General features: G+C 56.2%; 13 protein-coding genes and 2 pseudogenes. 8 read left to right on the top strand and 7 right to left on the bottom strand.

What is annotated here, in order from left to right:
- Nucleotides 1-354: 354 nt before the first annotated feature.
- Nucleotides 355-825, bottom strand: coding sequence for a hemerythrin domain-containing protein (locus tag AACY42_RS25395; RefSeq protein WP_339483101.1), 471 nt, complete (start codon nucleotides 823-825; stop codon nucleotides 355-357).
- 329 nt (nucleotides 826-1,154) lie between these two features.
- Here AACY42_RS25395 and AACY42_RS25390 point away from each other — a divergent pair.
- The 3 genes and pseudogenes from AACY42_RS25390 to AACY42_RS25380 form a co-directional block, all read left to right on the top strand.
- Nucleotides 1,155-1,313, top strand: a pseudogene (locus tag AACY42_RS25390) (methyl-accepting chemotaxis protein); the annotation flags it as partial.
- Nucleotides 1,314-1,315: 2 nt separating this feature from the next.
- The gene (locus AACY42_RS25385) at nucleotides 1,316-1,852 is read left to right on the top strand and encodes a dihydrofolate reductase family protein (RefSeq protein ID WP_339483100.1); all 537 of its coding nucleotides are present in this window, start codon (nucleotides 1,316-1,318) and stop codon (nucleotides 1,850-1,852) included.
- Between the two features lie 223 nt (nucleotides 1,853-2,075).
- Nucleotides 2,076-2,789 (top strand): class I SAM-dependent methyltransferase, encoded by a 714-nt coding sequence (locus AACY42_RS25380; protein WP_339483099.1) that lies wholly within the window; start codon nucleotides 2,076-2,078, stop codon nucleotides 2,787-2,789.
- Between the two features lie 33 nt (nucleotides 2,790-2,822).
- Here AACY42_RS25380 and AACY42_RS25375 read toward each other — a convergent pair whose 3' ends face one another.
- Nucleotides 2,823-4,589, bottom strand: a complete 1,767-nt coding sequence (locus AACY42_RS25375) for a S8/S53 family peptidase (RefSeq protein WP_339483097.1) — start codon at nucleotides 4,587-4,589, stop codon at nucleotides 2,823-2,825.
- A 274-nt stretch (nucleotides 4,590-4,863) separates the two neighbouring features.
- On the opposite strand from AACY42_RS25375, the gene AACY42_RS25370 reads away from it, so the two are divergent.
- Both AACY42_RS25370 and AACY42_RS25365 read left to right on the top strand, forming a co-directional pair.
- A complete protein-coding gene (locus tag AACY42_RS25370; protein ID WP_339483096.1) occupies nucleotides 4,864-5,169 on the top strand; it encodes an NIPSNAP family protein in 306 nt (101 codons plus the stop codon).
- Between the two features lie 79 nt (nucleotides 5,170-5,248).
- Complete coding sequence (locus AACY42_RS25365) at nucleotides 5,249-5,896, top strand: DUF998 domain-containing protein (RefSeq protein ID WP_339483094.1); 648 nt, start codon at nucleotides 5,249-5,251, stop codon at nucleotides 5,894-5,896.
- Between the two features lie 41 nt (nucleotides 5,897-5,937).
- Here the strand turns inward: AACY42_RS25365 and arsH are convergent, their stop codons facing one another.
- Nucleotides 5,938-6,672 carry an arsenical resistance protein ArsH gene (arsH, locus tag AACY42_RS25360; RefSeq protein WP_339483093.1) on the bottom strand — a complete coding sequence of 245 codons (735 nt, stop codon included), beginning with the start codon at nucleotides 6,670-6,672 and terminating at the stop codon, nucleotides 5,938-5,940.
- 206 nt (nucleotides 6,673-6,878) lie between these two features.
- Here arsH and AACY42_RS25355 point away from each other — a divergent pair, with 206 nt between their 5' ends.
- On the top strand, nucleotides 6,879-7,595 hold the full coding sequence (locus tag AACY42_RS25355) for a class I SAM-dependent methyltransferase (RefSeq protein WP_339483091.1): 717 nt from the start codon (nucleotides 6,879-6,881) through the stop codon (nucleotides 7,593-7,595).
- 23 nt (nucleotides 7,596-7,618) lie between these two features.
- Here AACY42_RS25355 and AACY42_RS25350 read toward each other — a convergent pair whose 3' ends face one another.
- Together AACY42_RS25350 and AACY42_RS25345 are read right to left on the bottom strand one after the other, a co-directional pair.
- Complete coding sequence (locus AACY42_RS25350) at nucleotides 7,619-7,780, bottom strand: DUF2986 domain-containing protein (RefSeq protein WP_339483090.1); 162 nt, start codon at nucleotides 7,778-7,780, stop codon at nucleotides 7,619-7,621.
- 35 nt (nucleotides 7,781-7,815) lie between these two features.
- Entirely contained in the window at nucleotides 7,816-8,754 is a 939-nt protein-coding gene (locus AACY42_RS25345) for a hypothetical protein (RefSeq protein WP_339483088.1), read from the bottom strand.
- Between the two features lie 180 nt (nucleotides 8,755-8,934).
- On the opposite strand from AACY42_RS25345, the pseudogene AACY42_RS25340 reads away from it, so the two are divergent.
- Nucleotides 8,935-9,130, top strand: a pseudogene (locus AACY42_RS25340) (cytochrome B); the annotation flags it as partial.
- Between the two features lie 161 nt (nucleotides 9,131-9,291).
- On the opposite strand, the gene AACY42_RS25335 reads toward AACY42_RS25340, so the two are convergent.
- Complete coding sequence (locus tag AACY42_RS25335; RefSeq protein ID WP_339483087.1) at nucleotides 9,292-10,320, bottom strand: alpha/beta hydrolase; 1,029 nt, start codon at nucleotides 10,318-10,320, stop codon at nucleotides 9,292-9,294.
- Nucleotides 10,321-10,345: 25 nt separating this feature from the next.
- Nucleotides 10,346-10,792 carry a cyclophilin-like fold protein gene (locus AACY42_RS25330; protein ID WP_339483085.1) on the bottom strand — a complete coding sequence of 149 codons (447 nt, stop codon included), beginning with the start codon at nucleotides 10,790-10,792 and terminating at the stop codon, nucleotides 10,346-10,348.
- Between the two features lie 125 nt (nucleotides 10,793-10,917).
- Between AACY42_RS25330 and AACY42_RS25325 the strand changes: the two genes are divergently transcribed.
- On the top strand, nucleotides 10,918-11,811 hold the full coding sequence (locus tag AACY42_RS25325; protein WP_339483083.1) for a LysR family transcriptional regulator: 894 nt from the start codon (nucleotides 10,918-10,920) through the stop codon (nucleotides 11,809-11,811).
- The last annotated feature ends 259 nt before the right edge of the window (nucleotides 11,812-12,070 follow it).

Raw genomic sequence — 12,070 nt, 5'->3', positions numbered from 1 at the left:
CGTGTAATACAGTAAATGGGCGCTGCGAAGCGCCTTGCTGCGCCCGGAAGGGCTGAAAAATGAAGAAAATGGATCAAATTTCGACGCGGGTCGTTTTTTGAAAAGTACTGACGGCTCGATAGCCGGAAAACATCCGGCTATTTCAGACCATCCCTAGAGATTTGTAATCGAAATAATATGATTAGCCACAACGCTTATTCCACGTCTGGCGAATGTGTGGGTGTATTGCTCATGACTTATCTCATTTGTAGCTATATATAAGTAATCCTACAGGCTAAATGTATTATCGGGTGTCAGCGCAATAAAATTGTGAGGTCAAGTGTTAAGTGGTAGCCTGCTTTTTAAGCAAGATACTTAAAGTTTCGATTGGTGCCACTGACGCTTTATTTCCTGCCACTGGATGTCTGACAACCACTTGTCCGCCACGGGAAAGAAAATATTTTCCTCAGTATCCATATGGTCGTAGTATTTCTTGATGAAGTCATCGATAGTGTCGGCGATTACTCTTGCCTCCTGAGTTGACGCCTCCAACGTCTTGAGCTGTCCAGCAATTCGCTCAAATGCTTGATGATCTCGTTCGATATCCTCGACCCGTTGGTGGATCGGTGCATCAGTTGCTAGCAAGGCCCGCCGAATAAGCTCTTCATTTTCATGGTGGTGCCGCTCTGCATCACCATGCAAGGCTTCCAACTGCTTGAACAACGGCTTGCAGTCATCGGCACCCGCAGATCCATGCCTTATCCTCCCCAGTAATTCTTTGATCTGAGTAATTTGGATAGCCACCTCATGATGATAGGAGTGCAGTTCTTTCAATAAGACGTTCATATTAAATCCTCATTGCTACACCAAATCATCACAGATTTAATTTTATTAACCACCAATTTCCAAGGATGGCCGCGCGTACCAGTGCGCATTTAATCTGTTCATTATAGTCTGGTGCAAAACTATCACCCCCAAAAAAAATTGCCAGCCTTGGAAGATTTTGAAATATCAACTTGATGTTTATATGCGCTGCAAGAAAAAGCAGACTCACCAAGATCGCTTGCTGACTGACCTTGAACAGCTGCTGCCCTGAGCACAATTGGAGGTGCAAGTGGCTTCGTTCTATAGCGACATTATAGGCGCGCGTTGCGCCCTGCAATTGGGTTGCCTAGCAGACCAACTTGCTGGAGCTCAACGCCGCCAAGGAAGCGGCCTGGGCGGGGGAGCAGGGGCGAAGGTTTGCCGTGGGCACCGACGGAGCTCGCTCCCAGACGCAACGTACACGGTCTTGGACCGAGCAGATCCACGGGATCATTTCTTCGTTGCATGCTCAGTGCCCACCGCCCACGTCTTCATCGCCACCAGCCTGGATGGCTTCATCACTCGGCCCGACGGTGACATCGACTGGCTTCTACGACGTGACGACCCGTCCGAAGACCACGGCTATTCAGCCTTCATCGCCGACAAGGACGTGATCGTGATGGGGCGCGGGAGCTATGAAAAGGTGCGGACCTTCGACACCTGGTTCTACGACCGTCCCGTGGTGGTGCTGTCCGAACAGTTGGCCGATTCGCCGGTGCCCGAGGCGTTGAAGGGCAAGCTACGTTTCTCCAATCTGGCCCCCAAGGATTTGATGGTGGAGTTGGAGAGCCACGGCATGCAGCGCGTTTATGTGGATGGCGGGCGGGTGGTGCAGTCGTTCCTGCGCGAGGGGTTGGTGACCGATATGGTGATCACCACCGTTCCTGTGTTGATCGGCTCGGGGCGGCCGTTGTTTGGCGGGCTTGAGCGGGATGTGGATTTGAAACTGGTCTCCAGCCACTGCTTTCCTTCGGGGCTGGTGCAGTCCACCTACCGATTGGTTCCATGATTGGCTGACTCAGGGCAGGGCAGTGGTTTGGACGCCTCATGGCAACAACGTCGCACCTGTGACAGGAACAATGCCTGTACCCAGTGGCGCTAAGCTCGATTGTCTACCTGAGGCCGGGTAGCCCTGGGGCACAACCGGTGGGGCTTGACAGCCCTGGGATACTGAAAGCGTAGCCGCATCCATTGCGGCACATCCCGTCACGACGCAAAGGAAGGTGCTCTCCATGCGCAATGAAGAACTCAAGGCCTTATTCGACCAGCAGGCCGCCAGCTACGATAAGCAATGGGCGGGAATGGCGCCCATCCGTGACGCCCTGTACACCCTGCTCGACGCCGTGTTCGCTGACTTACCGGAAAATGCCCGGGTACTCTGTGTCGGCGTAGGCACCGGGGCGGAACTGGCTCACTTGGCCAAGCATTACCCCGGCTGGCATTTCACTGCCGTTGACCCCTCGGGCGCCATGCTCGATATCTGTCGGCAGAAAGCGATGAAAGAAGGCTTCCTCTCGCGTTGCAGCTTTCATCAGGGTTACCTTCACGCGCTTCCAACCGAGCCTGACCACGACGGTGCTACCTGCTTTCTGGTGTCTCAGTTTTTGCTCGAGCCACCAGCCCGTATAGCATTCTTCCACGAGATCGCCCGCCGGCTTAAGCCGGGCGCAATACTGGCAAACGCCGACTTAGCCGCTGACATCGAATCACCTGCCTATGAGGCGCTACTGCGCAACTGGATGACGCTGATGTCTTCTGCAGGCGTAGAGCCGGATATGCTGGTCAGAGCTCGTGCCGCCTACGCCCGAGACGTGGCTATCCTGCCGGCACAGCAGGTCGCCGGTTTCATCGAGACCGCAGGGTTCGAGGCTCCGGTGCAGTTCTTCCAGGCCGGGCTGATGCATGGGTGGTTTTGCCCGCGTAAGCCAGACATCGTCTTGAGTTAGACATGACTTTGACTTTGACTTTGACTTTGACTTTCAACGCACACGGTCGCGGCTTTGCGCGGCCAGGTCCAGGGCTTTTTGCATGTCCAGCCGCGCCGAGCGACCGACGTCTTTGTCGTTGAGTTGGTAGCGACGCTCCGACGGCAGGATGGGGGCGGTGAGGTCTTCGGCGTCCATCCGTTCGAAGTCGTGGTTGTCGCCGATGGTCATGGCGCTGCGGCGTAGCAGCATGCGCAGTTGCTCGGGTTGCAGTTGCGGGTTGATGGACAGCATCGCCGCCAGCAGTCCCGCGACCATGGGGGTGGCGTAGGACGTGCCGCAATGCACTGCGCCTTGCTGGCCGGCGTTGGTCGTCGAGGCATGGGCGCAAGCGGCGGCGGTGATGTCGACGCGCATGTCGATGTTCGAGGAGCTGCGCTTGACCGCATAGGCCGGGTCGTCAACGGCGACACCGGTATGCTTGCTGCGCTGGTGCCCGCCGACCACCAGCAACTGCTCGGTGATGAAGGAGGAGGGCAGGCGGTATTCATCGCTACCCGAGAACGAAGCGCCATTGCCGGCGGAGTTCACCACGATCACGTCGGGATGTTCCTTGCGCAGCCAGAGGAAGAACTCCTCCAGCAACTCCTCGTACCCGCCCATGGCGATGCCCGAGCGCAGCAGCGAATCGACGTCATCGTCTTTGACGTCTTTTGCACCGACGCGGTGGATGCCCCAGCTCCAGTTGAGCACGCGCACACCGTCCTCCACCAGGTTGACGGAGGCGGCGATGTTGGCGGTGATCCCGGCATCGGAATTACGTTCGACGATGACTTCGAAACCGCCGCTGGTCTTGTCCAGTCCGCGGAGAAAGCCGGTGTTGCCGCTGTCGTCCCAACGCGCGGCGAGAATGCCGGCGACGGTTGAGCCGTGGTTGTCCGGCTTGTCTGCATCGCGGGCGTAGACACAGGTGCGCGGCGGTGAGCAGGCGCCGAGGTAGTCTGCGAAATCCGTCGTGTCGAAATCCACATCACGCTCGATCAGGCCGATGCGCACTGGTTTCGGCTGGATGGGCGGCTGTCGTCCGGGGATGCGTCGTTGGTAATAATTCACCGCGTCGAGAAAGCGATTCGCGGCCCACTCATCGGAGTCCAGGGCTGGCTTCTTCGGTTCTTCAGGATGGGTTGCGGCTTGCTCGGTTTCTTCGGCCGAGGACTCTTCGATGACCACGGCGTCCACGCTGGTCTCGCTGCCCAGACGCAGCACCAGGGCATCACGCTGAACCAAGTCTTTGGCCGGCAGGCGAAGTTGGTACAGGTTCAGCGGCGCGATGCTGCCGACCACCGTTGCCCCGTACTTGCGGGCCAGGCGCTCGGCTTCCTGGCGGCCATCACGGTCTTCCTCGATCAGCACGCTGACCAGGTCGACGTAGGTGGTCAGGCCATCCATGTTCTTCGCCACTTCGTCCGCTCCGGCGGCCAGTACGTGACTGTTGCGCAAGGTCAGCCAGGCGGCATTACTGGCACGCTGACCGTCCTGCAGCCAGAGCGGGCCGCTCTGGTAGTCGGCGCTGTCCAGGCGTAAGCGAAGGTTTTCCTCTTCGCGCTGGATCGCGTCCGCGGGTATCACCTTTGCCCCCAGCTTCAGTTGTGGCGTTCCATCGCCCAACCCCCGCGCCGTCAGACACCAGTGCTGGTGCTGGCTATCCAGCAGGTCGCCACAGCGTTTCAGGCTTTCCAGGCGCAGTGGTTCCGGTGCAGCGGTTGCCGGGCCGGCAGCCAAGGTGAACAAGGTCGCGAGGGCAGTGGATCGTAGGAGCATGGGGCAGGTTTCTTTGCCGAAGTCTTGTTGCTCCGACCGTTATGTCGCTCGCTTCGTTCAGCGGGATAACGCTACCTAGCGATGACGCCTCGTCGTTCAGAAGCTATCGAGGCGCACTTCAACACCTGCTTGCACCGTATTGCCTGTGATGATTGACCGCTGGCGTCAGCCACTGCGATGAGCAACGAAGTTGTTCGGCGAATGGCAATCATCGACGACATGCCTCGTATCCTGTGTAGAATCCGTTTTTTCCAGTTTTCAAAGGATTGAACCCATGATTACTTGCCATGTCAGGTATGTCATTGATCCCTATCAGGTTCCAGCTTTCGAGCGCTACTCCCGTCAATGGATTGAAGGGGTGACCCGAATGGGTGGCGTCCATCATGGCTACTTTCTCCCCGCCGAAGGCGCCAACAACATCGCATACTGTCTGTTCAGCTTTTCCAGCCTGGCCGACTACGAAAACTATCGAAGGAAAGCCGAACAGGATCCGGAGTGCATTGAATGGGTGACCCAGGCGACGGAACAACGATTCATTCTGAGTTATGAGCGTAGTTTCCTGCGCCCTGTCCTTGATTGAGCGGGTGGATGCATTGAATCAATGCCAGATTTCAAATCAGCGCGCAAACCGACATCACAACGACACGGAGTGTCACACCATGAAAACCATTGATCGTGTTTTGCTGGGCTCTGGAATACTGATTCCTTTCTGGCTGCTTTTGGGTGTTGCACTGACTGCGCGGGCCTACCCGGGCTACAGTCATCTGGATCAGGCCATGAGCCAACTAGGCGCCGTGGGAGCGCCGACCCACAGCTTCTCTGCTTGGGTGAACAATTTTGCGCTGGGTGTGCTGTTCGTGCTTTTCGCAGTAGGCGTGGCGAGACGGTTCAAGGCATCGCGGATGGCCTTGTTTAGCGCGGCACTGATTCTCATCCATGGCCTGGCAAGTTTTACGGCCGGCTATTTTTCCTGCGATCAAGGCTGTGCGCCGGTTCAACCGTCGGTCTCGCAACAGAGCCACAATCTTGCGGGGCTGGTGATGTTCATCTCGCTCACTCTGGCGGGAGTGTTGTGGACGTTCCTTGGCAAGCCGCTGCTTTCATCTTCCAGGTTCGCAATGTTCTCGGCGATCTGCGTCGTCCTGGCCATCGTGACGGTTGTGCTGATGGCGACGGCATTGGCCGACGGTCATTTGTTCGGGCTGTACCAGCGAATCAATTACGGGGTTTCGGTGGTCTGGATTGGGTCATTGGCCGTAGCTGCCCTTCAGAATGAGGCCGATGTGAAGGCAGCTTACGTCCGTTAAAGTCCTACATCACACCGAAGAACCTATCACGCTCGCAGCGCCTAGATGGACCTCTGGTTAACGCGTTTGGAGAGCGCTTCGGCGCTTTCCTTGCGCTCGGAGTAGCGATCTACTAAATAGGCTTCTCTACCGCGCATCAGCAAGGTGAACTTCATCAGTTCCTCCATGACGTCGACGACCCGGTCGTAATAGGACGATGGCTTCATACGCCCGGCTTCGTCGAACTCAAGAAAGGCTTTGGGGATGGAGGATTGATTGGGGATCGTGACCATGCGCATCCAGCGACCCAGTACGCGAAGTTGGTTCACGGTGTTGAAGGATTGCGATCCGCCGCATACCTGCATCACTGCCAATGTCTTGCCTTGGGAAGGACGGACCGCGCCCAGTGCGAGGGGGATCCAGTCGATCTGTGCCTTGAACACCGCCGACATCGAGCCGTGGCGTTCAGGCGAGCACCAGACCTGGCCTTCCGACCACATCACCAAGTCGCGCAGTTCTTGCACCTTGGGGTGGTCGACGGGCGCATCGTCCGGCAGTGGCAGCCCGGACGGATCGAAGATAGCGGTTTCGGCGCCCATGAGCGCCAACAGGCGCGCCGCTTCGCGGGTCAGCAACTGACTGAAAGAGCGCTCGCGGGTTGATCCGTACAGTAAAAGTATGCGCGGCTTGTGCTGTGGCTCTGCGCTCTTTTCGAGCTTTTCCGGTGTCGGTACGTCGAAGAGTGACAGGTCAAGATTGGGGAATTCATGCGGGGTTTCGCTGGAGAACTCAGTCATTACGCAGCTCCGATCCGGTCCGGAATATATGGAAAAAAGTATATTCGTATTTCCATATATTTATCGCAAGCCGCAATTGGCTAACCGCGCAAAATTCTGCCGATGGAAACTGATATTCCTTTTGGGAATGCCGTGCATAAAATTAATGAATTTTTATTATCCCTAAGGGAGGCGTAGCTTGATTCCAGGACACGGAGAACTGCGCATTGAAATCATCCTCGTTTAATTCAGCGGAAAAATTTGATACTTCACGGGCCAACGAGTACGGCCGACAGAGCCGCATCGCGCTCGCTGGGTACGACGCCTGCCAGGACCTGGCGGCGTGCATGCTGGCGGCGACCCTTGGGACCGTGGGGGCGGCGAAAATACTGGTGGTGGGCGCCGGCGGTACGGCGCAAGAGATCATTGCAATGGCCAAGCTGGAGCCGGGTTGGCGCTTCACTGCCGTCGATCCGTCCGGGCCAATGCTGGAGGCCGCGAAGCAGCAATTAGCCGCAAACAACTTGCTCGAAAGAACCGCCATGCATCTTGGGCATGTTGAAGACCTGGTCGCCAACGGGTCGTACGATGCTGCCACCTTGATCGGTGTACTCCATCATCTCGATGGGGATGAAGCCAAGTTGAAAATATTACGGTCCATCCAGGCACATCTAAAGCCGGGAGCGCCGCTGATTGTCGCCGGGAACCAATATGCGTATGCCAGCCAGCCGCTACTCCTCGCGGCCTGGGGGCAACGGTGGCGACAGCATGGTGCCAGCCCGGAAGAAGTGACGGTCAAGCTTGGAAAAATTCTTCAAGGCGCCGACCCTCCACATTCCGAGGCGGCGGTTCAAAAGCTGCTGAATGATGCAGGATTCGGCAGTGCTACCCGGTTCTTCAGCAGTCTTTTCTGGAGCGCCTGGTTAACGTGCAAAACGACCTGAGGATGGAACTTCAGCGACGTGGATCAGCTTTCCGGCGGCGTGATGGGGGCGTCACCGGCTTCAGCCGCCAGCTTCAGTCGGTCGGCTTTGCTGATGTATTGAGTCTTGTTTTTGGGGGCCAGCTTGGCACTGGCTTTTTTGGCGTTAGCCTTCAATAACTGGTTTATTTTCTTGCGGCGATTCATATTGTTCTGCTCAGCGTGTCAATGTTCGGATGGTATCAGCTTTCCGTTTTTTCAGGATCTTTCCTGACTTTGGCAATGGGCCTCACACGGCGCTCGATAATGATTGAGTCATTTGGGATCTCCAATCGGATCGCCGTTTCCTCGGTGCGCATTTCAATGAGCGTCGAATTGCCAACACCTCGGAAAATCACCGTCGCATTGTCAAAGCTTTTGTAGTTTTCCAGCGCTGAATCCTTGGGGGCTGGCAACAGGTTGGCGTAAGGCGGTTTCACGAGAATCGTTGCCCGTTCTATGCGTATTTGCGCGAAGCTCATGGCCACTTGCAGCAAGTCCGAGGTCACGCCCCCCATGAGAAGGGGCGTCAGCAGGATGACGCCAGCGATCACCGCCCTGGTTCTCTTCAAGCGTTTCATTTCGGCGTGAGGATTCTGCTCAGGATGCTCGAAATCGACGACTTCAGGTGCCGATGGCTGCGCTGCTTTTATCTTCTTGTTCTGCTCCAGATAGGCGGAGTAAATGATGTACTGAGCAATGGGCAGCAGGATGAGCAGAATGTGTTCCAAGGGGCTTTTGCGGGTTAGGACGTAAATGGTTACTGCCCCGCATAATCCAAAAAATACCAAGAAGAACGTTATTTTTGGTCGCTTGAATTCCAGTACGGGTTTGTCACCGGTGACTTTTCCATGTAACCAGGCGAAGCCTCTAAGCACCGGAATGAAGAGTGGGGAAAGCAATACCCCGGCTGCGGTGACGGAGACTGAAAAATAAACACAAACCAAGCCAAAGCAAAATGCCGCGACCAGAAATAACAGACTGTCTCCGATGGATACGCCCTGTGGGTAGTGACCGTTGCTCAACAGGTAGCTGACGATGCACGTACCACCAATCAGTAATCCGATTTTTGCCGACAGGGAGAGTAGTTTTGTCGCGATATCAATCTGCTTTTCGAGTCCCGCAGTTGCTTCTGCCATCATTGGCTCCTCCTTGATATTACGCAGCAGATGGTCGTTTCCCGGACGCATCTATCCGTAGTTAGCATAGCGATGCTTTCGTTTTTCGTGGCGTGTGAGTGCCCGGAGGGTAGGGACGAGGCTGGCGAATGAGTCGGCACTGCGTCAAACTTTCACGAGGCGCGTTATGACCCACGACATTGCCGTAAACCGTTATGGGAAACTGTCAATGAGCCTGCGGCCCTGTATGACCTGATGATCGCGACACCGGTGCTGGCCTGGTTGATGCTGGAGCGGCTACAGGCTGATCGGCCTGCGGGTGGCGGCGGGTCTGTTCCATCATTACTGGGTGGGTGGTAATACCTTGGCGCGGATGCAGCCGGGGCGAAGCCGCTCTTGACTACTCGGCTGACGGCGATGAGTGCCGCGCTCGAAACGCCTGTCTGACGCAGCCCAATTGCGCCGGTTTGTCAGGTATGTTTGCTCGCACGAACATAACTGACAAATTGGCGTTCCTGTTTCTGTGTTCCCCGCAACTCTTTGAGGAACCTAGTCTCTTTGTCACTTCAGATTGCTCTGGAAGAAGCTCGTCAGCTTATCGAACGGAATGAGGTTGACCCGATCATAAAGATCGACATGGCCAGCCCCCGGTATGATGACAAGTTCCTTGGGTTGACCAGCGAGCTTGTAAGCTTCCTCGCTGAACTCCCTGGAGTGCGCATCGGCGCCAGCAATGAATAACATCGGATGAGGCGAAATGGTCTCGATGTCATTGAGCGGGTAGAAATTCATGAACTTGATGTTGCTTGTCAGCGTCGGGTGCGTGGTCAGGTCTTTGGACGAGCTGGATGGCGTGAACTCACCGCGCGGGGTGCGGTAGAAGTCATAGAACTCACGTTGGATAGGATGAGTGTTTTCATCCAACCGATGCACCGTACCGCTGGTGTAAAGCGTTTCACCGCCCGCGAACTCCACATTACGCTGTTGTGTGGCCTGCGCGATGATAGCCCGGCGCTGTTCAAGCGTTTGGGAGTGCTTCAATCCGTTGCGATTGACGGCTCCCATGTCATACATGCTCACCGTTGCGACGGCTTTGATGCGTGGGTCAATCTTGGCTGCACTGATCACGAAGCTGCCACTGCCGCAGATGCCGATTGCACCAATGCGCTCTTTATCGACCAAAGGCTGGGCGCTGAGAAAGTCTACTGCGGCGCTGAAGTCCTCGGCATAGATATCCGGCGAAACCGCATTGCGCGGCTGCCCCTCGCTTTTGCCCCAGAATGACAAGTCCAGGGAAAGGGTCACGAAGCCTCTTTCTGCCATTTTCGTGGCATAGAGGTTGGCGCTCTGTTCCTTGACCGCGCCCATCGGGTGGCCTACGACAATCGCCGGATTTCTGGCCTTGCCATTGAGTTTCTTCGGAATGAACAGGCTGCCGGCTACGTTCATTTGATACTGGTTCTTGAAGTTGACCTTCTGTACGGTCACGTCGCCGCTGGTATAGAAGTTATCTGCGCCGTTGGACATATCGGCTCCTATTGCTGAGAGCGAACTGATAAGAAGGGTTAATAAAACGATGATCTTTTTCATTGGGGATCCTGTCGATGCGGAGTCATCAGTTTTTGGAAAACGTCACTTGCACACCCCGCCGACCCAGCGCTTGAGCCAGTTTCGCGGTGTCATCCACTTGCCCCAGACGGGTGTAGGCGTAGGCAGAGTTGAAGTTCGTGTAAAAGACGACCAAGGTGTCCGGGCCGTACAGCATCAGGTCGCCATTGCGGATCGTTCCCGGCGGGTTTGCTTCAGTAGGTAGCGCTTGGGGAAGGGGGGCGTATTTCTCGTTATGGTTGAGATCGTTCATCTCCAACGTCAGCGGCAAGAGCGTGACAAACGCGCGGGTAGCCGCGTTGTCGGCCAGGGTGATGGCGAAGCGTTGTTCGCCGACGGTCATCCACATCGCGGTTTTCTCCGTTTTCGAAGATGCCGATGCGGCACCATTCATCGTTGCGTAGCTGCCAAGCACGAGCATCACCGCCAGCAAACCAAGCCGGGCCGATTTCATCGCCGTTGCGCATTTATTCCTGTTCATGGCGTTGATGGTGACTTGGGAACGGTTATGTGACTAGCTAATGAATGCTTAACAAGGCTATAAGCAAGGCTAATTAATTGGCTTAGATGTGTTTCACCATGATCAAAAGAAATCTCAATGACCTGTTGTCTTTCGTCACGGTTGCGCGCGAAGGCAGCTTCACGCGCGCCGCCGGGGCATTGGGTGTCACACAACCTGCACTGAGCCAGGCAATCAACGGCCTGGAAGCACGCTTGCAGATCCGGTTATTGACGCGGACCACTCGCAGCGTTTCGCCGACCATCGCTGGCGAGCGGCTGCTGCAAGCGATAGGCAATCGCTTCGATGAAATACAAGCAGAGCTGGATAGGCTGACGGAAATGCGCGACAAGCCCGCAGGCACCGTACGCATCACCTGCGGTGATCATGTCTTGCGCACGACCTTGCTACCCAAACTTACCGGGCTGCTGCACGACTACCCGGATATAAACGTTGAATTTGACGTGTGTTACGGATTTCGAGACATCGTGGCGGATCGGTTTGATGCTGGTGTGCGCTTGGGGGACACCATCGACAAAGACATGGTTGCCGTTCCGATAGGCCCTCCATTGCGGATGGCTGTCGTCGCTACGCCAGCGTACTTCGCTGCTCACGCCATTCCCAAGGCCCCCCGCGATCTGATGAGCCATCGCTGTATCAACCAGCGCATGCAAACATCAGGCGGGCTCTATGTCTGGGACTTTGAGCGGCGAGGCAAACAGGTAAACGTGCGAGTTGACGGCCCGCTCATTTTCAACACCTCGACTCATATCGTGCAGGCGGCAGTGGCCGGGCTGGGCGTTGCCTACCTACCAGAAGAAGAGTTTGAACCGTACCTGCAAGAAGGCCGGCTGGTGCGAGTGCTGGAAGATTGGTGTCCGCCGTTTTCAGGCTACTATCTGTACTACCCCAGCCGACGACAGTCTTCACCTGCATTTACATTGGTTGCCAATGCATTGCGCAAAGCCATCTAAGAAAGGCGATTGACAGTTCAGTGGGTGAACCAGGACTTTGCGCATCGTCCACCGGGCCAAGTGATCAAGTAGTCGCTTTCAGAACACGTTTCGTCGTCCATGTGCAATCGCCAACCCCCGGGAGTGGCAAGCTGTGAGGATGCCCCGGACCAAGTGCGCCAAAAGACACTGGCCGGAGAGCGAGAATGGCGATCGGATGTGCCACGCTACCGTGACGTGGGCCGCACGCCCCAGCCAAGACTCCGGACGGCTGCCGCTA

Source organism: Pseudomonas sp. RL_5y_Pfl2_73, assembly GCF_963970515.1.
GTDB lineage: Bacteria > Pseudomonadota > Gammaproteobacteria > Pseudomonadales > Pseudomonadaceae > Aquipseudomonas.
Note: the sequence above shows the minus strand (reverse complement) of the source record. Positions and strands in the feature narration are given on the sequence as shown.

Excerpts from the sequence above, each read along its gene's own strand:
- AACY42_RS25395 (WP_339483101.1), bottom strand. The coding sequence starts at position 825 with ATGAACGTCTTATTGAAAGAACTGCACTCCTATCATCATGAGGTGGCT.
- AACY42_RS25380 (WP_339483099.1), top strand. The coding sequence starts at position 2,076 with ATGCGCAATGAAGAACTCAAGGCCTTATTCGACCAGCAGGCCGCCAGC.
- AACY42_RS25375 (WP_339483097.1), bottom strand. The coding sequence starts at position 4,589 with ATGCTCCTACGATCCACTGCCCTCGCGACCTTGTTCACCTTGGCTGCC.
- AACY42_RS25370 (WP_339483096.1), top strand. The coding sequence starts at position 4,864 with ATGATTACTTGCCATGTCAGGTATGTCATTGATCCCTATCAGGTTCCA.
- AACY42_RS25365 (WP_339483094.1), top strand. The coding sequence starts at position 5,249 with ATGAAAACCATTGATCGTGTTTTGCTGGGCTCTGGAATACTGATTCCT.
- arsH (WP_339483093.1), bottom strand. The coding sequence starts at position 6,672 with ATGACTGAGTTCTCCAGCGAAACCCCGCATGAATTCCCCAATCTTGAC.
- AACY42_RS25350 (WP_339483090.1), bottom strand. The coding sequence starts at position 7,780 with ATGAATCGCCGCAAGAAAATAAACCAGTTATTGAAGGCTAACGCCAAA.
- AACY42_RS25345 (WP_339483088.1), bottom strand. The coding sequence starts at position 8,754 with ATGATGGCAGAAGCAACTGCGGGACTCGAAAAGCAGATTGATATCGCG.
- AACY42_RS25335 (WP_339483087.1), bottom strand. The coding sequence starts at position 10,320 with ATGAAAAAGATCATCGTTTTATTAACCCTTCTTATCAGTTCGCTCTCA.
- AACY42_RS25330 (WP_339483085.1), bottom strand. The coding sequence starts at position 10,792 with ATGAAATCGGCCCGGCTTGGTTTGCTGGCGGTGATGCTCGTGCTTGGC.
- AACY42_RS25325 (WP_339483083.1), top strand. The coding sequence starts at position 10,918 with ATGATCAAAAGAAATCTCAATGACCTGTTGTCTTTCGTCACGGTTGCG.